Source organism: Xylophilus sp. ASV27 (assembly GCF_016428875.1).
Classification (GTDB): domain Bacteria; phylum Pseudomonadota; class Gammaproteobacteria; order Burkholderiales; family Burkholderiaceae_C; genus Xylophilus.
This window is the reverse complement of sequence record NZ_JAELTO010000053.1, coordinates 1-23,313: the sequence shown is the minus strand read 5'-3', so window position 1 is coordinate 23,313 and position 23,313 is coordinate 1. Positions and strand designations below refer to the sequence as shown.

The window sequence follows — 23,313 nt, the reverse complement described above, 5'->3', positions numbered from 1 at the left end:
CGCCAGTCTCGAAAGGTCCACTGGACCTTTCGTGTACGGGCTCAGCCCCCTGCAAGGGGGTTGGCGAAGACGCGAAGCGCGTAGCCTGGGGGTGTTTCACTTCAGCGCGTGAGCCAGGGCAACTGGTGGTCGAAATAGCGGAAGGTCTGGAACACGCTGTTGAGCCGCCCTGGGCCCGTCTTGCGCGCGGCCTCGTCGGGGTATTCGTCGAACCAGGGAATGACGTATTCCCACACCACTTCGCCTGCGGGCGTCACCTCGAACAGCCGGCCGGTGGCAGATTCCGTGATGTGGGTATTGCCGTTGGGCAGGCGCTGGGCATTGCCCATGAAGGCGGTGTAGAAGGAATTGACCATCTCGTCGGCGTACGACCACACGACGTCGTTCGTGGCCGGGTCGATCTCCACCACGCGCGAGAACGCCACATGGCTGCCGCTGCGGAAGTTGCCGTTGTCGAAGGCCAGGATGCGGCCGTTGTCCAGCGGCACCGGGGCGTGCTGGTGCGACACCACGCTGGGCGGTATGTGCAGCCGCACGCGGCCGCTGGCCTTGTCCACGCCGATGATGCCGGCGGTGGTGCGCAGGCTCATCAGCACCGTGCCGTCGGCCATCACGCCCAGTCCGTTGACCAGCGGCCAGTGATAGCGGCCAAAGCCGGGGTGGATGGGGAAATCCTCCGGCGCCAGGTGCTCCCAGGCCTTCCATTCCCAGACCAGTTCGCCGGCGCGGTTCACCTCGCGGATCACGTCTCCGACCATCGTCCCGTCGTCGCCGTGCGCGGTGCCGCCGGGCACGCGCGCGGCAAAGCCCTGCGGCACGGGCGCGCAGGCGGCGTAGAGCAGGTTGCCGTTGGGCAGCCACTGGGCGTCGTGGTGGTGGGCCGGGTCTTCGTAGTGCCAGACCACCTCGCCCGCGGGCGTGACCTCGGAGAAATCGCCGCCATGCCACATCGACCAGGCAGGGTAGCGGTCGGGCGAATCGGCGTGGTTGCCGTTGTAGCCCAGGTTGCCGTTGGGCAGGATCACCGCGTGGCGCCCGGCGCGCAGCGGCATCTTCCACTGGTGCGCCACGGCGCCGTGGATGTCCACCAGGTAGACGTGGCCGCGCGCGGTCTGTGGCGCGATCAGGGTGTAGCCACCGGCGCTGAGCGCCGGGTCGTAGGCGATCAGCCCCACGCCGCGGCGGCGGATGGTGATCTGGTCGACGGTGGTGGGCATGCGGTGATCCTTGCTGGAAAGAGGGGCCGCCACACTCGTTCGGCGGCCAAGGGCGCACTCTAGGCATTCCGCTGCGTTCGGAATATCGGTTTGTTCTTGATGGCGTGTATGGAAAAGTCTTACAGTCCGCCGATGCCACTGCTGTCCCAATCCCTGCGCTGCTTCGACGAAGTGGCGCGCCGCGGCTCGCTGCGCAAGGCCGCCGAAACCCTGCACCTGACCGCCGCCGCCGTGCACCAGCAGGTGCTCAACCTCGAGGCGCAGGTCGGCACGCCGCTGTTCGACCGACTCGCCAAGGGCATGCAGCTCACGGCAGCGGGGGAGATCCTGGTGGCGTCGGTGCGGCGCGGCCAGCGCGACCTGGACCTCGCGCTGTCGCAGGTGCAGGACCTGCGCGCGCTGCGGCGCGGCCACATCCACCTGGCCGTCTCGCCCTCGTCGGCGGAGCACCTGATCCCGCAGGCCATGCAGGCGGCCATGCAGCGCTACCCGGGCGTGACCTACAGCGTGCGCACCGGCAGCGGAGAGCAGATCCTGCGCTGGGTGGCCGCGGGTGAATCCGACATCGGCTTCTGCCTGCGCCGCCGGCCGCCGCCGGGCGTGGAGGAGGGGCGCGCCTGGCCTCAGCAACTGGGCCTGGTGACCGCGCCGGGCCACCCGCTGGCCGTGGCCGCCGGCAAACCGCTGCGCCTGCGCGACTGCCTGGAGCAGCCGCTGATCCTCATGGCGCAGGGCACCGAACTGCGCGCCATGATCGACCAGATCGACGCACGCGAGCACCGCAGCACGCGCCCGCTCGTGGAAACCAGCTCCGTGGCCATGGTGTGCCGGCTGGTGGCCAGCGGCATGGGCGTCGGCTTCCTCATCGCCGAGAACGTCGCCGAGGACGTGGCCGCCGGCCGCCTGGCCTGGCGCCCGCTGGCCGACGCGGGCGCGCGCTCGCACAGCTGCCTGTTCCAGCGCAGCGGCCAGGCTACCTCGGTGGCGGTGGGCATGTTCCTGCAGTACCTCGAGGCCGAGATCATGGCCATCCGCGCGCGGCTGGGGGACGTGGAGGCTACGCCCCTGGCGTTGGATGCGTTTGCGACCTGAGGCTGGAGGCCGCAGCGGGAGCTCTGGTGCATCGCGGGCCTGAGTGTTTCCCCTGATCGGGGTTACCGCCGGTTTGTCACCTTGGTTACTTGACTCGCAATGGTGTGCCGATACGATTTTAAGTTAGTTCAATATAAGAAGTAATTTGGAGACGTATGACGACGCAAACTGTTCGTGTACTGCCCAGGCTCATTGACGCAGGTGACCATCCCTACCTTCAAGGCGCATGGACTCCATTGCTCGAAGAGGTGAACGCGACCGGGTTGCGCGTGCTCGAGGGCGCGGTGCCGCGCGATCTGGATGGCGTGTACCTGCGCAACACGCAGAACCCGGTGTTGCCATCGCTTGGGCGTTACCACCCGTTCGACGGAGACGGCATGTTGCACATGGCGTCCTTTCGCAATGGCGAGGTGGAGTACCGCAACCGCTTCATCGCCACCAAGGGCCTCAACGCCGAACTGGAGCGCGGCGAGCGGCTGTGGGCCGGGTTGATGGAAGACCCGGCGTTGTCCCGGCGGCCGGGCTGGGGCGCGCATGGCGGCATCAAGGATGCATCGAGCACCGACGTGGTGGTGCACGCCGGGCAGGCCCTCACCACCTACTACCAGTGCGGCGAGGGCTACCGGCTGGATCCGCAGACGCTGGAGCAGCAGGGCATTGCGCCATGGTCGCCGCTGGACGGCATCTCGGCGCATTGCAAGGTGGACGAGCGCAGCGGTGAACTGCTGTTCTTCAACTACTCCAAGCATGCGCCCTACATGCACTACGGCGTGGTGGATCGCCAGGATAGGCTGGTGCACTACGTTCCCGTGCCGCTGCCCGGCCCGCGTCTGCCGCACGACATGGCGTTCACCCGTGACTTCGCCATCCTGAACGACTTCCCGTTGTTCTGGGACCCTGATCTGCTCCCGCTGGGCAAGCACGTGGTGCGCTTTCACCCCGACATGCCATCGCGCTTTGCGATCATTCCGCGCCGAGGAACGCCGCAGGACATCCGCTGGTTCGAGGCGGCGCCCACTTTCGTGCTGCACTTTCTCAACGCGTATGAGGACGGCGACGACATCGTGCTCGACGGCTACTTCCAGGACGAGCCGATGCCGCGCAACTTCGAAGGCGCGCCCGTCGGATACGAGCGAATGATGTCCTACCTCGACCAGTACAAGATGGGCACGCATCTGCACCGCTGGCGCTTCCATCTGCGCACGGGCAAGACCACCGAGCAGCGACTCGATGATCGCGTGCTGGAGTTCGGTATGTTCAACCAGCGCTACGCCACCAGACCCTATCGCTATGCCTACAGCGCCGTGCAGGTGCCGGGCCGGTTCCTCTTCAACGGCTATGTGAAGCACGACTTGGTGACCGGCGAGTCCTGGCAGCTCGGACTGCCCGAGGGCCAGTTCGCCAGCGAGGCGCCTTTCGCTCCCCGCATCAACGCCCGGGACGAGGACGATGGCTATCTGGTCTCCTTCATCACCAACGAGAACACCCAGCGTTCCGAGGTGATCCTGATCGACTGCAAGCGCTTTGCCGAAGGCCCGGTCTGCCGTATCGAACTACCGCACAAGCTGTGCAGTGGCACGCACTCCTGCTGGGCCGATGGCCGCGATCTGCGTGACGGCCCGCTTGCGCGCCAGCGCTGACGCGCCTCGCGCGGTCTTTTTTTGGCTTGTAAGTTCAATAAGCATAGGGAATTCGGGCATCCGGGTTCCTGAGCAAGGGAGCAGCATGACGCAGGCATTCATCATCGATGCGGTCCGCAGTCCCCGGGGGCGTGGCAATGACAAGGGTGCGCTCAAGGGCGTCAAGCCCGTTGATCTGCTTGCGCAGCAACTGGTGGCGCTGCAGGCGCGCACCGGGGTCGACACCGCGCAGGTCTGCGACGGGCTTTTCGGCTGCGTGACACAGACCGCGGAGCAGGGATCGAACATCGGCAAACTCGCCCTGGTGCGCGCGGGCTGGAGCGATGCGGTATCGGGCATGACGCTGAACCGCTATTGCGCATCGGGCCTCACCGCCGTGCAGTTCGCCGCTACGCAGGCGTTGGTCAACGATGGCGTGGCCGTGGCCGGCGGCGTGGAGATGATGTCGCGCGTGCCCATGGCGAGCGACAAGGGTCCGCTCACGCACGATCCGGATTTGCAGCGCCAGACCAGGCTGGTGCCGATCGGCATAGCCGCGGACGCCATTGCCAGCATCGAGGGTTTCACACGCCAGCAGTGCGATGCCTATGCGCTCGAGTCGCAGCGACGCGCCGTGGCCGCGCGCCAGGACGGGCGATTTCGCTCGGTGGTGCCGGTCAAGGGCGAAGACGGCGAAGTGCTGCTAGAGCAGGACGAAACCCCGCGCGCCGGCACGACGCTGGAGAGCCTGTCTTCACTCGCGCCCGCGTTCGCGGAGATGGGCGTGAAGTCCGGCGTGGATGCGTGGCTGGCCAAACAGTATGGGCTGGCCGGTGTGGACCATGTGCAGCATGCGGGGAACTCACCCGCGATGGCAGACGGCGCGGCAGCGGTGCTGGTGGCCAGCACGGCGGCCGTGCAGCGGCTGGGTCTCACCCCGCGCGCCCGCATTCTTGCAGCGGCTGATGCATCGGCCGACCACGTGATGGCGCTCACGGGCGCGGCCGATGCCACGCGCAAGGCACTCGCGAGCGCCGGGCTGTCGGCGGGCGACGTCGATCTCTTTGAAGTGAACGAATCGTTCGCTGCGCTCATGCTGCATTACATGAAGCACCTGGAAGTGCCGCATGAGAGGCTCAACGTAAACGGTGGCGCCATCGCGCTGGGCCATGCCATGGGTTCGACGGGTAGCACGCTGGTGGGCATGGCGCTCGACGAACTGGAGCGGCGCGATGCCAGGCGCGCCGTGGTGGCGATTTGCGGTGCTGCGGGCGTGGCGGTTGCCATGGTGATCGAGCGGGTGAGTGCGGACGCGACATGAGCGATCCGTCGGCCCACTTCGACCTGACGCTGGTGCGAGAGGCGCTCTCGAGCAGCACGCTCAGCCACGGGCTCAAGATCATTGGCGACCACCGAACGGCTCAGGTGGTGGTGGGGGCCTTCCTGGGCGTACGCCGCTTCGACGACTGGCTGGCCAGGACCAATATTCCACGTCCCACGCTGGCAGAGCGCCTCAAGGCCCTGGTGCAGATGGACATCCTGCGCCCCCGCATGTACCAGGAACGGCCCGAGCGCTACGCCTATCACCTCACCACCAAGGGCATGGCCCTGTACGACTCGGTGCTGATGATCTGGGACTGGGAAGTGAAATACGGCGAGCGGCCCAGATCCCTGCCCCGGCGACTGATCCACAAGGGCTGCGCACACGCCTTCCACCCGGAGCTGATCTGCGGCGCCTGTGGCGAGCGAGCGAGCATGCACGACCTCCAGTACAGGCTGGAGCCCAATCCGAAGCTGCCGCATGACAGCGGCGAGTCCACACGCACGCCGCGATTGAGGGCCGACTCGGAGACCGACTTCAGCCTGGGCCTGCGCGTGGACCGCTGGAGCCTGCTGATCGTCGCGGCGGTGACGCTGGGTTGCCACTACTTCGATCAACTGAGCTTCGTGCTGCGCATTGGGCCCGGCGTGCTCAGCAAGCGCCTGGCGGGCATGGTGGATTCCAGCCTGCTGGTGTGCGAGGCCGATCACAGCGATGCCCGGCGCAGGCGCTACCGGCTCACCGCATCGAGCCGTGGCCTGTTCGGCTACATCGTCTGTCTGGCCAACTGGGCCGGCACCCATCATTTCCGTGAGCCAAGTTCCATACGCCCTGCGCACAGGGCCTGTGGGCAGCCGTTCATCCCCAAGGTCGCGTGCAGCCATTGCCATCAGCCACTCAAGCCCTGGGAAGTCTCCTTCGAATGGCCCGACGGAGAGGCCTCATGAGCGAGAGCCTTCAGGTGTTTGCTCAGCTCACGGCCAACGGCGTTGCCGTCGGCGCGATCTATGCGCTGGTGGCGCTGGGCCTGGTGCTGATCTACAAGGCCACCGAGGTGCTGAACTTTGCGCATGGCGATCTGCTCGTCGTCGCGGCGTTTTCCGCGTGGGGCCTGATCACGGTGGCCGGGCTGCCATTCTGGCTGGCGGTTCTTCTCACGGTGCTCATCACCGCGGCGATGGCCTATGCGCTCGATGCGTGCGTGATCCGCCGCATCGCCGGCCAGCCGCAGTTTGCCGGAGTGATGCTCACCATTGCACTGGCCTTCATGATGCGGGGGCTGGTGAGCATGGTGTTCGGCCCCGAGTCGCGCAACTATGCGACGCCTTGGACGAACTCCACCACCCGCATCGCCGGCTTGCAGATAGCCGATCTGCAACTGGTGATCCTGTGCATGTCGCTGGCCGCCACCGTGACGCTGTATCTTTTCTTCCGCCACACGCGGCTGGGCATTGCCATGCAGGCGGCTTCGCAGAACCAGCTCGCGGCCTATCTCAACGGTGTGCGCGTCAAGCGCGTGAACTCTCTCGTGTGGGCGCTGGCGGGGGCGATCGCGGCGCTGGCCGGCGTGCTGCTCGCCCCGATCACGCTGGTGGACACCACGCTCTGGCTGGTCACGCTCAAGGCGCTGGCGGCACTGGTACTGGGCGGCTTTGGCAGCATTCCCGGTGCGATCGTTGGCGGCCTGCTCATCGGGCTGGTGGAGCAATACGCCGGTGTCTACCTACCGCAAGGCACCAAGGACATCGTGGCCTATCTGGTGTTGATCGTGGTGCTCATCGTCCGGCCGCACGGCCTGCTGGGCGAGGCGCATGGCCGCCGCGTGTGATCACTGCGAATCAAGGCCCCATCCATGAGATTCGACTACCACACCCGCTACCGCGACAGCTTCAAACTGCTGCCGCACACCAGTGCGCGCGTGCTGTACGGGGCGCTGATGGCGGCGCTGCTGCTCCTGCCGCTGGTGGGCAGTACCTTTGTGCCGGGCGAACTGTCCTACGTGTTCATTCTGTGCGTCGCCAGCCTCGGACTGATGCTGCTCACAGGGTATACCGGACAGGTCTCCCTCGGACACGCCGCGTTCGTCGCGATAGGCGCCTACGCCCACGCCTGGCTCATGGGCAAGGGCGTGCCGATGCCGGCGTCGATGCCGCTTGCCGGGCTGATCGCCGGCTTCGCAGGGCTGTTGCTGGGCATTCCTGCGATCCGTGTCTCCGGGCTCTATCTGGCGATGGTGACCATGGCGTTTGCCATCATCGTGGAGCAGCTCATCGGCCGCTGGAATTCGGTCACCGGCGGCTTCACCGGGCTGGCGGTTGCGCCGGCGCGTATCGGCGACTGGTCGCTCGGCAGTCCCGCGGCGTTCTACTACCTGTGCCTGGCGGTACTGGTTCTGGTGTTCCTCGGGCTGCTCAACCTGCTGCGCTCCTCGATAGGGCGCGCGTTCATGGGGGTGCGCGACTCGGAGGCCGCAGCGTACTCGCTCGGCATCCACGTGCGTGCGGCGAAGGTGGCCGCGTTTTCCGTATCTGCCGGAGTGACCGGCGTCGCCGGCGCACTGATGGCACACCACCTGCAATACCTCACCCCGGACGGATTCACCTTGCTGCTTTCGCTGGAACTGGTGCTGATGGTGGTGATCGGGGGGCTGGGCAGCCTGCGCGGCGCCATTCTGGGCGCGATTCTGATCAGCATGCTGCCGACGGCGATCTCGCGCGTGAAGCCGCTGATGCCTGAGCGCATGGCAACGCAGTTCGGCCTGGAGATCTTTGTCTTCGGACTCATCCTCGCGCTCTTCGTGTTGTTCGAGCCGAATGGGCTCAATGGCCGCTGGCTCAAGCTGCGGGCGCTGCTGCAGTCGTTCCCGCTGTACCGGCGCGACACCTTCAAGCGCCAGAAGCGCTACATGAAGTCGGAGCGCCATCGATGAGCGCGATGCCGCGATCCGATTCCCTCTTGAGGGTGCGGGACCTCACGCTGGCCTTCGGCGGCGTGCGGGCCATTGCCGGCCTGAGCCTGGATGTCCATGCGGGCGAGGTGCTGGCCATCATCGGACCGAATGGCGCCGGAAAGACATCGATGCTCAATGCCATCACGCGGGTGTTCGACGTGTCTGGCGGCGAGATCCTGTTCAAGGGGCAGGACCTCGCCAGGGTGCCGCGCCATCGCATTGCCAGGCATGGCATTGCACGCACGTTCCAGAACATCGAGCTGTTCGACGCCGCCTCGGTCATGGACAACCTGCTGCTCGGCCGCCATCGCTTTGCGCACGGGCGGTGGTGGCAACAGGTGCTGCGCACGCCGGCCGTGACGCGCATGGAGGAAGACGCGCGGGCCCAGGCGGAGGCGATCATCGAGTTTCTCGATCTCTCGGCGTGGCGCAACGCTGCCGTGGCGAGCCTGCCGTATGGTGTGCGCAAGGTGGTGGAGCTGGGCCGGGCGCTGTGCACGCGGCCTGAACTGCTGTTCCTGGACGAGCCTGCATCGGGCCTGAATCCCGAGGAGACGCGCGAGCTGGCCTTCTGGATCGACGACATCCGCAGCGACCTCGGCATCACCGTGGTGATGGTCGAGCACGACATGTCGCTGGTGAGCGCCGTGGCCGATCGGGTGATATGCATGGCCCAGGGAGCCGTATTGTCCGAAGGCACACCCGCGCAGGTGCAGCGCGACCCCGCCGTGATCGCGGCCTACCTTGGCATCTGAGCCGAGAGGCCTCCAATGGGTGCATTGCTCGAAGTGAACAACCTGGAGACCTGGTACGGCCCCATCGTGGCCCTGCAGGGCGTCAACATCCAGGTCGATCCGGGCCGCATGGTGGCGGTGCTCGGTGCCAATGGGGCGGGCAAGACCACGCTGCTCAACACCATTGCAGGCGTGATCGATCCGTTCAAGGGCGAGGTGAGGTTTGCGGGCCTGGCGGTGAGCGGCCTCGATGCCGACGAAATGTGCCGCCGCGGTCTGGTGCTGGTGCCAGAAGGCCGCCAGGTGTATCCGTTTCTCACCGTGCAGGACAACCTGGCAATGGGTGCTTACACGCGCCGTGACGCGGATGGCGTGGCGCGCGATCTGGAGCGTGTCTACGCCTGGTTTCCACGCCTGAAAGAGCGCGTGCTGCAGAGCGCCGGCCTGCTCTCGGGCGGCGAGCAGCAAATGGTGGCGATCGGTCGCGCCTTCATGGCGCGGCCGCAGCTTCTGATGTTCGATGAGCCATCGCTTGGCCTCTCGCCGCTTCTCACCAAGGAGATCTTCTCCATCATCTGTCGCATTCGCGATGAAACGGGAACCGCGATCCTGGTGGTCGAGCAGAACGCGGCCATTGCGCTCGCACATGCCGATGACGGCTACATCATGGAACTGGGTCGCGTGGTGGCGGCCGACAGCTGCGTGGCGCTCTCGAGCAAGGCCGACGTGCAGGCCTCCTATCTCGGCGGCGGTGCACACACGGGCCTGAGCGGCACCGCGCAGCGCTGGAAGCGGAAGAAGACATGGCGCTGAATCAAGCCCCTCCCACCCTGCACCGGTTTCAGGAGCAGGAAACGCCGGCGCGGCTGTTCCGTCTGCGTTGCCGGCAATGGGCCGCGCAGCCGGCGTTGCGCCCCAAGCGCCGTGGCCTGTGGGAGAGCGTGACCTGGGCCGAATACTATGCCCACGCGCGCGCCATCGGCATGCAACTGGACTCAAGCGGATTGCAGCGAGGCGCGGTGGTCTGCGTGCTTGCCGAGAACCGCCCCGAATGGCTGTATGTGGACATGGCGGCGCAGTGCATGGGCTTTGCGGGCAACGGCATCTACCCGACGTCGTCGGCCGATCAGGTGCTGCACATCCTGCAAGACAGCGGCGCACAGGCCGTCTTCGTGCAGGACCAGGAGCAGTTGGAGAAGGTTCTTGCCGTGCGCGGCCGCTGCCCCGCGCTGCGCGTGATCGTGGTGATGGAGCGTGACGGGCTGCGCGGATTCTCCGATCCGCAGGTGAGCTTCTTCGACGACTTCCTGCGGGAAGGCATACGCCTGGGCGCCCGCGATGGCAGTGTGTTCGAGGCGGCGATCGACCGCGGGCGTGCCGAGGATCTCGCGTTTCTGGTCTACACGTCCGGCACCACGGGCGCGCCCAAGGGCGCGATGATCCTCAACCGCAACGTGATGTTCCAGCTCACGCAGGTGAAGGAGTATCTCGACGCCGGTCCCGGCGACAAGTCCTTGTCCTTCCTGCCCTTGTGCCATATCGCCGAGCGCATGGCATCGGTGTTCAATCCGCTCGCGGTCGGGCTGGTCGTTCATTTCCCCGAGAACCCGGGCACGGTCCTCAACGATCTGCGCGAGGTGGCGCCGCAGGTGCTGTTCGCGCCGCCGCGCTTCTGGGAAAAGATGGTGTCGCAGATAGACCTGTTCATGCGCGATGCCATCCCGCTCGCTCGCTGGGCCTACGGTACGGCACGGGGGAGCGCAGCGGCCATGGTGGACGCCCGGCTCCAGCGCCAGGCACCTGCGGCGCAGGCCTGGGCCACGCAATGGCTGCGCCGGGCCGCGCTGCGCAACGTGAAGGTGTTCCTGGGCCTGCAGAACGTGCGCTGCGCGTTGACCGGGGCTGCGCCGGTGCCTGCAGACCTCATTCGCTGGTTCCTGGCCTGCGGCATCGAGCTGCGCGAGGCCTACGGCATGACCGAGACCTCAGGCTTCTGTGCGGCGACGCCCAGGGGCGGCATCCGGCTGGGCTGGGCGGGCGTCAAGGCCCCTGGCACCGAGATCCGCCTTGGCGCGGATGGCGAAATCCTGATCCGTGGCCCCAACGTGTTCGCCGGCTACTGGAATCTGCCGCGGCAGACCGCCGAGACGCTCGACGCCGACGGCTGGCTGCACACCGGCGATTGCGGCGAGCTCGACGAGAGCGGCTATCTCTCGATCCGCGATCGCATCAAGGACATCCTGATCACATCGGGCGGCAAGAACATCACGCCGAGCCATATCGAGAGCCTGCTCAAGTTCAGCCCCTACATCACCGACGCCGTGGTGATCGGCGATGGCCGCCACTACCTGACCTGCCTGGTCATGCTCGATCACGAGCACGTCGCGCGGCATGCGCAGGAGCGGCAGATCCCCTACACGGACTACCGCAGCCTGGCGCGCGCTCCGCAAATCGCCGCGCTGATCCGAGCGGAGATCGAGCGCATCAATCCCCAGCTGGCACGTGTCGAACAGATCAAGGACTTCCGGATCATCGACACGCTGCTCACCGCCGAAGACGAAGAGCTCACGCCCACGATGAAGCTCAAGCGCAAGGTGATCGCACGCAAGTACGCACTGCTCATCGACGACATGTACGGCGGTGCCAGACAGGCTCCCGCTCCCGCATGACAAGGCCCATCAATCCAGGAGACAACCATGCCTTTGCGCCATTCATTCAATCGTCGCCACTGCCTGCTGTTCTGCGCGGCGCTCACGCTGGGCTCGGCCCATGCGGCGGGCGTGAGCGACAAGGAAATCCTGCTCGGCACGCACCTCGATCTTTCCGGCCCGACGGCCACCGGATCGGTCATGCTGCGCAACGCCATGCAGATGCGTCTGGACGAAGCCAACGCCACTGGCATTCATGGCCGCCAGATCAGGCTAGTGACCGAAGACAACGGCAGCCAGCCGCAAATGGCGGTGCGCGCGGTGCAGAAGATGATCCGCAGCGACAAGGTATTCGCCATCGTCAATCCCTTCGGCTCCGGCACCAATGCCGCCACCGTGAAGATGGCCACGGACGCGGGCGTGATCGTGTTTGCTCCTTGGGCCGCATCGTCGGTGATCCAGAAAGTCTCGGGCAACAGCCCGCTGCTGTTCACCACGGTACAGAACTACGACTCCACCACGGCCACCGGATTGGGCTGGGCCATCAGGAACTGGGATGGCAAGCGCGTCGGCCTGATCTACCAGGAAGGGCCATTCGGCGACCTGATACGTGCGGGCGTCCATACGGCCATGCAGCAGGCCGGCCTGACGCTTGCGGCGGAGGCCGCGTACAAGGTCGGCGACATCGACTTCTCTTCGCAGGTCGCCAGGATGAAGGCGGCCAATGTCGATCTGATCTTCGCGGGCACGGTGATCCGTGAAACCGTCGGCGTGATGGCCGAAGTGAGAAAGCTCAACTGGACCAGCGTGAAGGTGCTGACCGGTCTGCCGGGCCGCAGCAGCGTCGTCGCCGCGCTGGGCAAGGACACGGTGGAAGGCCTCTACGGCATTGGCGGCTGGAAGCTGCACGACCCAAACACCACCACCGATCCCGCCGCCAGGGAATTCTTCACCGGCTACAAGGCGCGCTTTGGACACGACGCGGATGAGAACGCCGCCAATGCCTACTCCTACATGAGCTGGTTCCTGGATGGCATACAGGCCACGGGCGCGGATCTGACGGCCGAAAGATTCTCCAAGGCCATGCAGGGCGTGCCGCACGAGGACTTCACCACCTACACGCGGCAGGCCTGGAAGAACAACCACGCCATGCCAGAACTGGTTTCCATCGACCAGATCAAGGGTGGCCGCTGGGTGCAGCTCTCCAAGCCAACCGACGGCAAATGAGCGGCCGTTGCTTCACATGGAATACGAAGCTCACTTTGAAAGGAGACGAACCACGGCAGCACAAGAAATCCTGATGGGAATTCATTGCAGGAAATATTGGTGAACCGATCAATGAAGGAGACAACGTGAAAACGACTTTCATCACGATGGCCGTGGGCCTGATGGCCGCATCCACGACGGTACTTGCGCAATCGAACGTCACGCTTGGCGGGCAGATCAAGGGGGGGCTCGACCGCATTTCGGTCAACGGCGGCAGTGGCGCCAATCCCAGCGCAACCCGCGTCACCAACAACACCAGCTTCTGGTACCTCGATGGCAGGGAGGATCTCGGAGGCGGTGCCCAGGCCTACTATCGCCTGGAGTGGGACTTCGGTATCGATACCGGTGCGCTGGCGGCCGGGCGAAACTTCTTCGTGGGCCTGGGCAACAAGGACCTGGGGCGCCTGCAACTCGGCCGTCAGTCCGTGTACTTCAGCCACCACTGGTTCGTGATTGATTCCCACGGCTCGTTCGATGCCGCCCCCAACGCGGCCAACTCGCTCAACGTACTGGGGACGATCAACGGCGCCTTCTTTTCCGGCGGCTTCCTGAACAATACGATCCGCTACGAAGCCCCCACCATCGGAGGCTTTTCGGGCATGGCGTCGTATACGTTCGATGCGGAGTCCGCCGACAACAAGCGCAATAAGACCTGGTACGTGAATCCCATGTACACCAACGGGCCATTCCGAGCGGGCTACTTCCATATGGCGCGTCGCGCGCAGGGCGCTCTGCCTGGGCAGACGGTGGGGCCGCTCGACCAGAACGCAGACAGAATCGCGCTGGGTTATCTGGACCAGACCTGGCGCGTCGGCCTGATCGCAGATCGCAACAAGGTCACCGACACCACGAGCGGCGTGTCGCAGCACCGTCTGGCATTTGCCATTCCCGTGGGCTACACGTTTGGCCAGCACCTGGTCTCGGCCACCTACGGCCAGGCCCAGTCGACCAAGGTCAACGGCGCGGCCCTGCAGAACTCGGGCGCAAGGATGCTGTCCGCCAGCTACCAGTACACGCTGAGCAAGCGCACCCAACTGGATGTGTCCGTGATCGAACTGCGCAACCAGGGAAGCGGCCGCTACAACCTGTGGAACGGCAGCCTCACCGGCGGCCTGCAAATGGCCGTGGCCGACGCAGGCGCCCGGACGCGAATGCTCTACGCAGGGATCAAGCACAACTTCTGAGAGCGGAAAACGGTGGGGTGTTGTCCCGCTTGTTCGAGCACGGAGTTGGCTTGGCTGGTTGGTGTTTCAACCCGCGTGCGCACGTAGGGCGCGACCTTTGCGCCCTTGAGCTCTGCCGCGAAAGACGGACCGTTCAAGCGTAGCGCCCCGTAGGGCGCGGCGAGCGGAGGGCGGCCTGCTGGACCGTGTACACGTTGTTTCAATCCACGCGCCCCCGAGGAGCGCGACCTGTCAAGAACGGAGCATCCCAGCCTCTATTGACCGTTTCAATCCACGCGCCCCCGAGGAGCGCGACACAGCAAGCCGCGGCCCATGAGCATCGTGACGCGGGTTTCAATCCACGCGCCCCCGAGGAGCGCGACGCTTCCCGCTCGCGCGTTCTGCTTGGGGATCAGTGTCGTTTCAATCCACGCGCCCCCGAGGAGCGCGACGCCAACATGTCGCCCGCGCAGATCGAGGCCTGGCTGTTTCAATCCACGCGCCCCCGAGGAGCGCGACAGGCCGTTCGCAAGGAGCCCGAGGAGTCGGACAAGTTTCAATCCACGCGCCCCCGAGGAGCGCGACGCCTGGTCGTCTGCCGGGGGCATGCTGTTGCTGTCGTTTCAATCCACGCGCCCCCGAGGAGCGCGACACCTGCTGCGCCCTCGGTCTGGAATATGCGCGAGGTTTCAATCCACGCGCCCCCGAGGAGCGCGACCGCGAGGTTGGCATGCTGTCGTAGCCCAGCTCCTTGTTTCAATCCACGCGCCCCCGAGGAGCGCGACCCCCATAGACGCCGCTGCCCGAGCGCTGGGTGTGCAGTTTCAATCCACGCGCCCCCGAGGAGCGCGACGCGCAGGGCCTGGGTCAGCTCGGCGCTGCGCGCGCGTTTCAATCCACGCGCCCCCGAGGAGCGCGACGGCCAACTGCTCGGTGAAGTCCGCGCGCAGCCGGTGTTTCAATCCACGCGCCCCCGAGGAGCGCGACGCCATACCCGTTCTGGAACTGCGCCTTGTCACCGATGTTTCAATCCACGCGCCCCCGAGGAGCGCGACCAGAACAGGCCGTCAGTGCGCTGCGCCGCGCTCGGGTTTCAATCCACGCGCCCCCGAGGAGCGCGACCGGCGAGAATGCCGCGGTGCTGTGCTGTTGCGGGATGTTTCAATCCACGCGCCCCCGAGGAGCGCGACCGAGCGTGTGACAGCGCAAGACATAGACCCAGCGGGTTTCAATCCACGCGCCCCCGAGGAGCGCGACCGTAGAGTTCGCCGATGTTGGTCTTCAGCGCGTCGTTTCAATCCACGCGCCCCCGAGGAGCGCGACGCTATGCCAGCATTTGCGCACGCCTCAGCGGCCGTGTTTCAATCCACGCGCCCCCGAGGAGCGCGACATTACTGGTCGACCGCATGATGCGTTCATGCCGTTGTTTCAATCCACGCGCCCCCGAGGAGCGCGACCAGTGGTCAGGACAGCGCAGAGCGCACCCACTTGTTTCAATCCACGCGCCCCCGAGGAGCGCGACCCGTAGGGGCCGACGACAGCGGCAACCTCCGGGCTGTTTCAATCCACGCGCCCCCGAGGAGCGCGACCTGTGCTCGCCGCTCGGCAACATCCCGCTCAGAAAGTTTCAATCCACGCGCCCCCGAGGAGCGCGACCGCCGCACGGCCACCTGGTGGAGTACGGCCATATCCAGTTTCAATCCACGCGCCCCCGAGGAGCGCGACATGTGTTCCACAAACAGCCGCTCACGGACGGGCCAGTTTCAATCCACGCGCCCCCGAGGAGCGCGACCTGCGCAGAGCGCGCGAAGTATGGCCCGGTGAACACGTTTCAATCCACGCGCCCCCGAGGAGCGCGACCCCGCAAGATGGAGGACTACCGCGCCGGCGGCATGTTTCAATCCACGCGCCCCCGAGGAGCGCGACGCAGAGGGCCTCGGCGTGGTCGCAGACCTCCGAGGTTTCAATCCACGCGCCCCCGAGGAGCGCGACGGTGCTCCAGCTTGTGGTCGGGGCGCTGGGCGTTGTTTCAATCCACGCGCCCCCGAGGAGCGCGACCAAGCTGGCGGCAGCCGGTGGCAAGAAGGTCTGATGTTTCAATCCACGCGCCCCCGAGGAGCGCGACCCCAACTCGCGCTTCATGCGCCGCACCCACTCTTGTTTCAATCCACGCGCCCCCGAGGAGCGCGACCGCGTGGTTATAAGCCAATGCCGGTACATGCCCTTTTCCCCGTATTCCGCGAAGCACCCGAAAGCCAAGCCCCGCTGCGCCGGAGCGCCGCCGGGCCGCTTCAAAACCAAGGGAGATCAACGGCTTGGCGGCGTGCGAACCGCTATGGGGGAACGCCGGACGCTGCTGGTTCGCTGTCAAGTTCTGCGCCCGGTGATGGGCGTGGCGCCGCCAGCGGGAGGCAGCCCGGTGCGGGTCAGGACAGGTGGCTGGCCTGGTCCTGCGCCGTGGCGGCCAGCGGCGTGGCGGTCCAGCCTTGGGGTGTGCGGTCCAGGCGCAGGGGGTGCGCATTGGCGAACAGGGCGGGGGTGGTTTCGACCTGTAGCAGGGCGGCCAGGGCGTGCAGGATGCCGCCGTGGGCCACCACCAGCACCGGGCCTGGGTGCTCCAGCGCGAGCTGCAGGCCGGCTGCGGTGCGCTCTACGAAGGCGGCGAGCGATTCTCCCTGCGCCGGGTCGCAGTCCCAGGTCATGTGCGCGGAGGAGGTGCCCAGCAGCTCGCCGAAGTTGCGCTCGCGCAGCTGGGGCAGGGCGTACTGCGCCGCGTGGGGCAGGCTGCGGGCGACCAGTTCTGCGGTCTGGCGCGTGCGCAGCATGTCGCTGAACACGATCGTGGCAATCGGCGCGCCGCTGGCGGCCAGCACGCGGCCGGCGCGCTCGGCCTGGGCCCGGCCGGTGGGGTCCAGCGGTTCTTCGGGGCCCTGGAAGATGCGCGACGCGTTGCAGGCCGTCTGCCCATGGCGCAGGAAGTGGAACTGCTGCACCGCGGGTTGCAGCCGGTGGGCGACGGCGTGTTGGCGGAACAGGTGGGCAGGGGCGGCGGGGGCGGCGGGGGCGTGTGTCGACATGTCGGTGGCGAGAGTTGGGGAGTGCCGATTCTGCCCCGCGCCGCATGGATGGGGCGCTGCGTGCCGTGCAGGGTGCCCATGGGCCGGGGTTTTGAGGAAAAAATGCCTGAAGCCCAGGTGGATTCCGGGCTTTTTGCTATATATATGATAGCAATCGGCGGCGCCGCCCCGCCGCGCGCCTCGGTTTCAGCCGTAGACGCTGCGGTCGCGGATGCGGTGCATCTCGCCGATGTCCACCACCCACACCAGGCCGTCGCCGATGGTGCCGGTGCGGCAGCTCTCGATGATGGCCTCGCGGATCAGCGGGACCATGTCGTCCTCGGCGAGCACGCTGAGCATGATCTTGTCCGAGAAGTCGGTCAGCTCGTGCTTGACGGTGCGCTTGTCCACGGCGGCCGGGGCGGTGAAGCCTTCGGCCTTGAACAGGGTCACGCCGGGAAAGTTGGGGATGGCGCGCAGCGCATCGCGCAGGCGCTCGATGCGGCTGGGGCGCACGATGGCGCGGATTTCCTTCATGGTCTTCTCCAGGTAAGCGATGGATCGCGTGGCGCCGGGGAGCGCCACGCGTGTCTCCGAGGTCAAGCCTCCAGGGGCTTTTCATCGAACCAGCGGTAGAGCGTGGGCAGCACCACCAGCGTCAGCAGGGTGGAGGAGATCAGCCCGCCGATCACGACGATGGCCAGCGGCCGCTGCACTTCCGAGCCCGGGCCGGTGGCGAACAGGAAGGGCACCAGGCCCAGCAGCGCGACGGTGGCGGTCATCATCACCGGGCGGAAGCGCTGCACGCAGCCTTCGCGCACGGCGGTGGCCACGTCCATGCCGTCCTCGCGCAGCTTGCGGATGCAGCTCACCAGCACCACGCCGTTGAGCACCGCGATGCCCCACAGCGCGATGAAGCCGACCGAGGCCGGCACGCTGACGTACTCGCCGGTGACGAACAGCCCCACCAGCCCGCCGATGGAGGCAAAGGGCAGCACCAGGATGATCAGCCCGGCCAGCTTGACCGAGTTGAACAGCATGAACAGCAGGAAGAAGATGGCGGCGATGGTCAGCGGCACGATGATGGACAGCGTGGCCATGGCGCGCTCCATGTTCTCGAACTGGCCGCCGTAGACGAAGTAGTAGCCCTCGGGCAACTGCACCTCGCGGTCGATGCGCTGCTGCACTTCGGCCACGAAGCCGGCCAGGTCGCGGCCCTCGACGTTGGCGCCCACCACCACGCGGCGCTTGCCGCTTTCGCGGCTGATCTGCGCCGGGCCGTCCATGAGCTGGATGCGCGCCACCGCATACAAGGGCACCTGGGCGCCGTCGGGCGTGGGCAGCAGGGTGTTGCCGATGGCCTCGACCGAGTTGCGCGCGCCCTCGGGGAAGCGCACCGCCACGGCGTAGCGGCGCTCGCCCTCGTAGAGCGTGGTCACCACCTTGCCGCCGATGGCCGCCTCGATGATGGCCTGCACGTCGGCCACGTTCAGGCCCTGGCGGGCGATGGCCTTGCGGTCGATGTCCACCATCAGCGCCTGCTGGCCGGACAGCCGTTCGATGCGGATGTCGCGGCTGCCGGAGACGTCCTTGAGGATGCGCGCGACCTGCTCGGACAGGCGCTTGAGCTCGGGCAGCGTGTCGCCGAAGACCTTGATCGCCACCTGCGAGCGCACGCCGGTCACCATCTCGTCCACCCGCTCGGAGATCGGCTGCGACAGCACGATCTGCACGCCCGGGATGGTGGAGAGCTTCTCGCGGATCTCCTCGTCGATCTCGTCCTGGGTGCGCGGGCTGTCCGGGTCCAGCAGCACGATCGGGTCGGACTCGTTCGGGCCGGCCGGGTCGGCCGGCGACTCGCCGCGGCCGAGCTTGGAGACCACCGATTTCACGCCCGGCACCGAGGCCACCAGCTTCATGGCTTCCATTTCCATGCGGATGGACTCGTCCAGCGAGATGCTGGGCACGCGGTTGATCTGCGGCGTGAGCGCGCCTTCCTTCATGGTCGGCATGAAGGACTTGCCGAGGAAGGGGAACAGCGCCAGCGAGCCCAGCAGCAGCAGCACCGCCAAGGCCAGCGTGAGCCGGCCGCGCGCGCTGGCGCCGTCGAGCAGGCGCAGGTAGTGCCGCTTCATGAAGGCGATCAGGCGCGTGTCGTGGTCGGCGCCGCCCTTGAGGAAGTAGGAGCACAGCACCGGCGACAAGAACAGCGACACCAGCAGCGAGACGAACAGCGAGATGGCGATGGTCAGCGCCAGCGGGCCGAACATCTTGCCCTCGATGCCCTGCAGCGTCATCAGCGGCAGGAACACCAGCACGATGATCAGGATGCCGAAGATGGTGGGCGTGGCCACCTCGGTGGTGGCGTTGAGGATGGTGCGCACCTTGGAGGCGCCGCCCTCCTTCATCTGGCCGAGCCGGTGGTAGACGTTCTCCACCACCACCACGGTGGCGTCCACCATCAGGCCGATGGCGATCGCCAGGCCGCCGAGCGACATCAGGTTGGCCGAGATGCCCCAGCGGTTCATCATGATGAAGGTGGTGAGCGGCGTGATGACCAGCGTGGCCACCACGATCAGGCTGGAGCGCACGTCGCCCAGGAAGATGAACAGCACCACCACCACCAGCACGATGCCCTCGATCAGCACCTTGCCGACCGTCCACAGGGCCGAGTCCACCAGGTCGGTGCGGTCGTAGAAGGGCTTGATCTGCAGGCCGCCGGGCAGCATGCCCTTGGCGTTGATCTCGTCCACCCGCGCCTTCACGCGCGTGACCACTTCCTTGGCGTTGCCGCCGCGCATCATCAGCACGATGCCCGACACCGATTCGGTGTAGCCGCCCTTGATGATCGCGCCCTGGCGCACCTCGTGGCCCAGCTTGACCTGCGCCAGGTCGCGCACGAACACCGGCACGCCCTTGTCTTCCTTCACCACGATGTTGCCGATGTCCTCCAGCGTGCGGATCAGGCCCACGCCCTGGATCAGGAACTGCTCGGTGGCGATCGGCAGGATGCCGCCGCTGGCGTTGGAGTTGTTGGCGGCGATGGCGTCCACCACCTTCTGCACCGACAGCCCGTAGTGGCGCAGCCGCGCCGGGTCCACCAGCGCCTGGTACTGGCGCACGTAGCCGCCCTGCGAGTTGATCTCGGCCACGCCCGGGATCGAGCGCAGCAGCGGGCGCACCACCCAGTCCTGGATGGTGCGGCGCTCGGACAGCTCCTCGGGCGTGAGGGCGCGCTGGCCGTCGTCCGGGTGGTCCAGCGTGTATTGGTAGACCTCGCCCAGGCCGGTGGAGACCGGGCCCAGCACCGGCACGATGCCCGCGGGCATGCGCGGCGTGACCTCGATCAGCCGCTCGGTGACGAGCTGCCGCGCGAAGTACACGTCGGTCTTGTCGGTGAACACCAGCGTGATGATGGACAGCCCGCTCTTGTTGAGCGAGCGCATCTCGGTCAGCCCGGGCAGGCCGGTCATGGAGATTTCCAGCGGCACGGTGACGAAGCGCTCGATCTCCTCGGGCGAGCGGCCCGGGGCTTCGGTGGCGATCTGCACCTGCACATTGGTCACGTCGGGGAAGGCGTCGACCGATAGGCGCGTGGCCTCGCGCAGGCCGAAGCCGCAGAGCACCAGCGCCAGCACGACCACCACGAGCCGCTGGCTCAGGGCGGCGCGGATAAGGGAGGCGACCATGGGCTTATTCCAGTTCCGCGCGCTTGCGCTCGTTGTTCAGGTGGAAGGCGCCTTCGACGACGACCTCCGTGCCCTCCTTCACGCCCTGCAGCAGCGGGCGCAGGCCATTGCTCTGCGGGCCCAGCTCCACCGGCGTCAGGCGGTACTGGCGCTCGCCGGTCTGCACGAACACGTGGTCGCGGTCGTTCTCGCGCACCACCGCCGCCGCCGGCAGCGCCAGCGCCATGCGCGGCGTGCCCGAGATGTGCATGGTCGCCAGCATCTGCGGCTTGAGCGCGCGGCTGGCGTTGTCCACCTGGGTGCGGATGGCCACGGTGCGCGTCTCCGGCTGCACCGTGGCGCCGACGTAGATGATCTTGCCGGTCAGGCGCGTGCCGCCGAGCGCGGGCACCTCGATCTCCACCGACTGGCCGGCCTCCACCGTGCTGGCGGCCTGCTCGGGCAGCGCGCCCACCACCCAGACGGTGCTCAGGTCGGCCACGGTGAACAGCGGGTCGCCGGGCTGGGCCACCTGGCCCTGGCTCACGGTGCGCTCGACCACCACGCCCGCGCGCGGCGCGCTGACCACGGTCGCGGTGATCAGCGTGCCCTGGTTGCGCAACTGCTCCACCTCGCCGGCGGAGACGCCGAGCAGCCGCAACTGGTCGGTGGCCGCGCGCAGCTCGGCGCGGGCAATCGCCAGTTCGGACTCGCGCCGCTGCAGCTCGGCCGAGCCGATCACGTCGGCCTGGATCAGCTGGCGCGCGCGCTCCACCGCCCGGCTGGCCAGCGAGGTCGAGGCGCTGGCGCGCAGCACCGCCAGTTGCGCCTGCGTCAGCTCCGGGCTGGCCACGCGCGCCAGCGCCTGGCCGGCGCGCACGCTGTCGCCCAGCTCGGCCAGCACGTCGGTCACGCGGCCGGTGACCGAGGCGCCGATGCGCGAGACCATGCGCTCGTTGGCCTCGATGCGGCCGGCCACTTCCTGCACCGGCGCGATCTCGGCGCTGCGCAGCGGCGCGACCTTGAAGTTGTCCGCCATCTGCGGCGGCACCTGCACCAACATCGGGTCGGCCGGCGCGGCCGCCGCCTTGGGCGCGGCGGCCGTGTCGGACTTGCCGCAGGCCGGCAGCAGCAGCGCCGCGGACAGCAGCAGGGCGGCCTGCGCGATCCGGCTCAGGCGGCTCAGGGGAAGGAGGGAGAGGGAAGAAAACATGTCGGGGTCCTCGGTGTGCGATGCGATGGGGTCAGCGCGCGTAGGGCACGGGGGCGGCGGCCGGCGCGCCGGCCCAGCGGCCGGCCAGCAGGTCGAGATCGACGCGCGCGGCCTGCACCTGGTAGCGCGCGGTGAGCAGGTCGGCGCGCACCGAGCGCAGCACCCGCTGCGCATCGAGCACGTCGAGAATGCCGCGCTCGCCGAAGCGGTAGGCGGCGTCGGCCACGCGCAGCGCGGCCTCGGCGTCGCGCACCGCGCCCTCGCTCAGGGCCTGTACGCGCAGCCGCGCCATCTCCAGCGACTTGGCGGCCTGCCGCAGTTGCTGCTCCAGTTCGGCCTGGCGGCCTTCGAGCCGGCCGCGCGCGCGTTCCAGCTCTGCGCTGGCCTCGGCGATCGGGCCGCTGCGCTGGTCCAGCAGCGGTATCTGCAGGCTCACGCCGAGGATGTTCTGCTTCACGTCGGGCTCGCGGCTCTGGGTGTAGCGCAGCTCCACGCCCGGCCAGCGCCCGGCGCGGGCGGCATCGAGCTGGGCGCGGGCGCGTTCGGCCTCGGCGCGCAGCACCCGCAGTTCGGGGTTGGCGTCTGCCGCCTGCTGGCGCAGCAGCGCCAGATCGGGCGGCGGGAGTTCGTCCTCCAGCGCGGCGTCGAGCCGCCAGCGCGGCGGCAGGGCGCCGGCGGCCAGCCGGTTGAGCGCGATGGCGGCCTGCTCGGCCTGCAGCAGCGCGGTCTGCTGCAGCGAGCGCGCGTTGATGATCTCCGCCTCGGCCTTGATCAGCTCGTAGCGCGGCGCCTCGCCGCTGTCCACGCGGGCGCGCACCCGGGCGTTGACCTGCTCCAGCAGCGCCAGCGACTCGCCGGCGGCCGCTGCCTCGTACTGGCGCAGCAGGTAGTCGTAGGCGCGCAGCCGCACCTGCGCCACCAGTTCGTTGCGGGACACGGCCACCAGTTCCGCGCTGCCCTGCGCGTTGGAGCGCGCCGCGTCGACGCGGGCGCGGCGCAGCGCCGGGTTCTCGATGAGCTGCGACACGCCGATGCTCTGCACCCGGCCGCCCAGGCTGCCGGCCGAGCGCGCGCTCTGGTCGCCGCGGCCGTATTCCAGGCGCGGATTGGGCAGGGCGCCGGCGCTGACGATGCCGGCCGTGGCCGCGGTGAGCGAACGCTGGGCCGCGAGCAGGCCCGGGTTGTAGAGCAGCACCGTGTCGGTCAGCGCGTCCAGCTCTGTCTCTTATACACATCTAAAAGGGGGGGGGGGGGGGGGGGGGGGGGGGGGGGGGGGGGGGGGGGGGGGGGGGGGGGGGGGGGGGGGGGGGGGGGGGGGGGGGGGGGGGGGGGGGGGGGGGGGGGGGGGGGGGGGGGGGGGGGGGGG

At 67.6% G+C, this 23,313-nt stretch carries 17 protein-coding genes and 1 CRISPR repeat array; of the genes, 11 read left to right on the top strand and 6 right to left on the bottom strand.

Annotation, left to right across the window (positions count from 1 at the left end; all coding sequences use genetic code 11):
- Nucleotides 1-101 precede the first annotated feature (101 nt).
- Complete coding sequence (locus tag JHD63_RS12600; RefSeq protein WP_198971089.1) at nt 102-1,217, bottom strand: aryl-sulfate sulfotransferase; 1,116 nt, start codon at nt 1,215-1,217, stop codon at nt 102-104.
- 132 nt (nt 1,218-1,349) lie between these two features.
- Between JHD63_RS12600 and JHD63_RS12595 the strand changes: the two genes are divergently transcribed.
- The 11 genes from JHD63_RS12595 (at nt 1,350) to JHD63_RS12545 (ending at nt 14,031) form a co-directional block, all read left to right on the top strand.
- Entirely contained in the window at nt 1,350-2,309 is a 960-nt protein-coding gene (locus JHD63_RS12595) for a LysR family transcriptional regulator (protein WP_198971088.1), read from the top strand.
- A gap of 155 nt (nt 2,310-2,464) precedes the next feature.
- Nucleotides 2,465-3,949 carry a carotenoid oxygenase family protein gene (locus JHD63_RS12590; protein WP_198971087.1) on the top strand — a complete coding sequence of 495 codons (1,485 nt, stop codon included), beginning with the start codon at nt 2,465-2,467 and terminating at the stop codon, nt 3,947-3,949.
- Nucleotides 3,950-4,034: 85 nt separating this feature from the next.
- Nucleotides 4,035-5,249 carry an acetyl-CoA C-acyltransferase gene (locus tag JHD63_RS12585; RefSeq protein ID WP_198971086.1) on the top strand — a complete coding sequence of 405 codons (1,215 nt, stop codon included), beginning with the start codon at nt 4,035-4,037 and terminating at the stop codon, nt 5,247-5,249.
- Nucleotides 5,246-6,196: a winged helix-turn-helix transcriptional regulator gene (locus JHD63_RS12580; RefSeq protein WP_198971085.1), complete on the top strand. Its 951-nt coding sequence runs from the start codon at nt 5,246-5,248 to the stop codon at nt 6,194-6,196. The genes JHD63_RS12585 and JHD63_RS12580 overlap by 4 nt, the downstream gene beginning before the upstream one ends.
- Nucleotides 6,193-7,077, top strand: a complete 885-nt coding sequence (locus tag JHD63_RS12575) for a branched-chain amino acid ABC transporter permease (protein WP_198971084.1) — start codon at nt 6,193-6,195, stop codon at nt 7,075-7,077. The genes JHD63_RS12580 and JHD63_RS12575 overlap by 4 nt, the downstream gene beginning before the upstream one ends.
- Nucleotides 7,078-7,101: 24 nt before the next feature.
- Nucleotides 7,102-8,178 carry a branched-chain amino acid ABC transporter permease gene (locus JHD63_RS12570; RefSeq protein ID WP_198971083.1) on the top strand — a complete coding sequence of 359 codons (1,077 nt, stop codon included), beginning with the start codon at nt 7,102-7,104 and terminating at the stop codon, nt 8,176-8,178.
- A 32-nt stretch (nt 8,179-8,210) separates the two neighbouring features.
- Nucleotides 8,211-8,954 (top strand): ABC transporter ATP-binding protein, encoded by a 744-nt coding sequence (locus JHD63_RS12565; RefSeq protein ID WP_370590495.1) that lies wholly within the window; start codon nt 8,211-8,213, stop codon nt 8,952-8,954.
- 15 nt (nt 8,955-8,969) lie between these two features.
- On the top strand, nt 8,970-9,746 hold the full coding sequence (locus JHD63_RS12560) for an ABC transporter ATP-binding protein (RefSeq protein WP_198971081.1): 777 nt from the start codon (nt 8,970-8,972) through the stop codon (nt 9,744-9,746).
- A complete protein-coding gene (locus JHD63_RS12555; RefSeq protein WP_198971080.1) occupies nt 9,737-11,602 on the top strand; it encodes an AMP-dependent synthetase/ligase in 1,866 nt (621 codons plus the stop codon). The genes JHD63_RS12560 and JHD63_RS12555 overlap by 10 nt, the downstream gene beginning before the upstream one ends.
- 27 nt (nt 11,603-11,629) lie before the next feature.
- Nucleotides 11,630-12,808, top strand: coding sequence for an ABC transporter substrate-binding protein (locus JHD63_RS12550; protein WP_198971079.1), 1,179 nt, complete (start codon nt 11,630-11,632; stop codon nt 12,806-12,808).
- Nucleotides 12,809-12,933: 125 nt separating this feature from the next.
- Nucleotides 12,934-14,031: a porin gene (locus JHD63_RS12545; RefSeq protein WP_370590494.1), complete on the top strand. Its 1,098-nt coding sequence runs from the start codon at nt 12,934-12,936 to the stop codon at nt 14,029-14,031.
- Between the two features lie 196 nt (nt 14,032-14,227).
- A CRISPR array of direct repeats spans nt 14,228-16,201; the repeat unit is 32 nt; unit sequence GTTTCAATCCACGCGCCCCCGAGGAGCGCGAC.
- 235 nt (nt 16,202-16,436) lie between these two features.
- Here JHD63_RS12545 and JHD63_RS12540 read toward each other — a convergent pair.
- The 5 genes from JHD63_RS12540 to JHD63_RS12520 form a co-directional block, all read right to left on the bottom strand.
- Complete coding sequence (locus tag JHD63_RS12540; protein WP_198971078.1) at nt 16,437-17,087, bottom strand: histidine phosphatase family protein; 651 nt, start codon at nt 17,085-17,087, stop codon at nt 16,437-16,439.
- Nucleotides 17,088-17,273: 186 nt separating this feature from the next.
- Complete coding sequence (locus JHD63_RS12535; protein ID WP_198971097.1) at nt 17,274-17,603, bottom strand: P-II family nitrogen regulator; 330 nt, start codon at nt 17,601-17,603, stop codon at nt 17,274-17,276.
- A 62-nt stretch (nt 17,604-17,665) separates the two neighbouring features.
- Entirely contained in the window at nt 17,666-20,755 is a 3,090-nt protein-coding gene (locus JHD63_RS12530; protein ID WP_198971077.1) for an efflux RND transporter permease subunit, read from the bottom strand.
- A gap of 4 nt (nt 20,756-20,759) precedes the next feature.
- On the bottom strand, nt 20,760-21,947 hold the full coding sequence (locus JHD63_RS12525; protein WP_198971076.1) for an efflux RND transporter periplasmic adaptor subunit: 1,188 nt from the start codon (nt 21,945-21,947) through the stop codon (nt 20,760-20,762).
- 31 nt (nt 21,948-21,978) lie between these two features.
- A complete protein-coding gene (locus tag JHD63_RS12520; protein WP_445327102.1) occupies nt 21,979-23,142 on the bottom strand; it encodes a TolC family protein in 1,164 nt (387 codons plus the stop codon).
- Nucleotides 23,143-23,313: the final 171 nt, after the last annotated feature.

Coding starts and splice junctions, on each gene's coding strand:
- JHD63_RS12600 (WP_198971089.1), bottom strand. CDS start 1,217: ATGCCCACCACCGTCGACCAGATCACCATCCGCCGCCGCGGCGTGGGG.
- JHD63_RS12595 (WP_198971088.1), top strand. CDS start 1,350: ATGCCACTGCTGTCCCAATCCCTGCGCTGCTTCGACGAAGTGGCGCGC.
- JHD63_RS12590 (WP_198971087.1), top strand. CDS start 2,465: ATGACGACGCAAACTGTTCGTGTACTGCCCAGGCTCATTGACGCAGGT.
- JHD63_RS12585 (WP_198971086.1), top strand. CDS start 4,035: ATGACGCAGGCATTCATCATCGATGCGGTCCGCAGTCCCCGGGGGCGT.
- JHD63_RS12580 (WP_198971085.1), top strand. CDS start 5,246: ATGAGCGATCCGTCGGCCCACTTCGACCTGACGCTGGTGCGAGAGGCG.
- JHD63_RS12575 (WP_198971084.1), top strand. CDS start 6,193: ATGAGCGAGAGCCTTCAGGTGTTTGCTCAGCTCACGGCCAACGGCGTT.
- JHD63_RS12570 (WP_198971083.1), top strand. CDS start 7,102: ATGAGATTCGACTACCACACCCGCTACCGCGACAGCTTCAAACTGCTG.
- JHD63_RS12560 (WP_198971081.1), top strand. CDS start 8,970: ATGGGTGCATTGCTCGAAGTGAACAACCTGGAGACCTGGTACGGCCCC.
- JHD63_RS12555 (WP_198971080.1), top strand. CDS start 9,737: ATGGCGCTGAATCAAGCCCCTCCCACCCTGCACCGGTTTCAGGAGCAG.
- JHD63_RS12550 (WP_198971079.1), top strand. CDS start 11,630: ATGCCTTTGCGCCATTCATTCAATCGTCGCCACTGCCTGCTGTTCTGC.
- JHD63_RS12540 (WP_198971078.1), bottom strand. CDS start 17,087: ATGTCGACACACGCCCCCGCCGCCCCCGCCGCCCCTGCCCACCTGTTC.
- JHD63_RS12535 (WP_198971097.1), bottom strand. CDS start 17,603: ATGAAGGAAATCCGCGCCATCGTGCGCCCCAGCCGCATCGAGCGCCTG.
- JHD63_RS12530 (WP_198971077.1), bottom strand. CDS start 20,755: ATGGTCGCCTCCCTTATCCGCGCCGCCCTGAGCCAGCGGCTCGTGGTG.
- JHD63_RS12525 (WP_198971076.1), bottom strand. CDS start 21,947: ATGTTTTCTTCCCTCTCCCTCCTTCCCCTGAGCCGCCTGAGCCGGATC.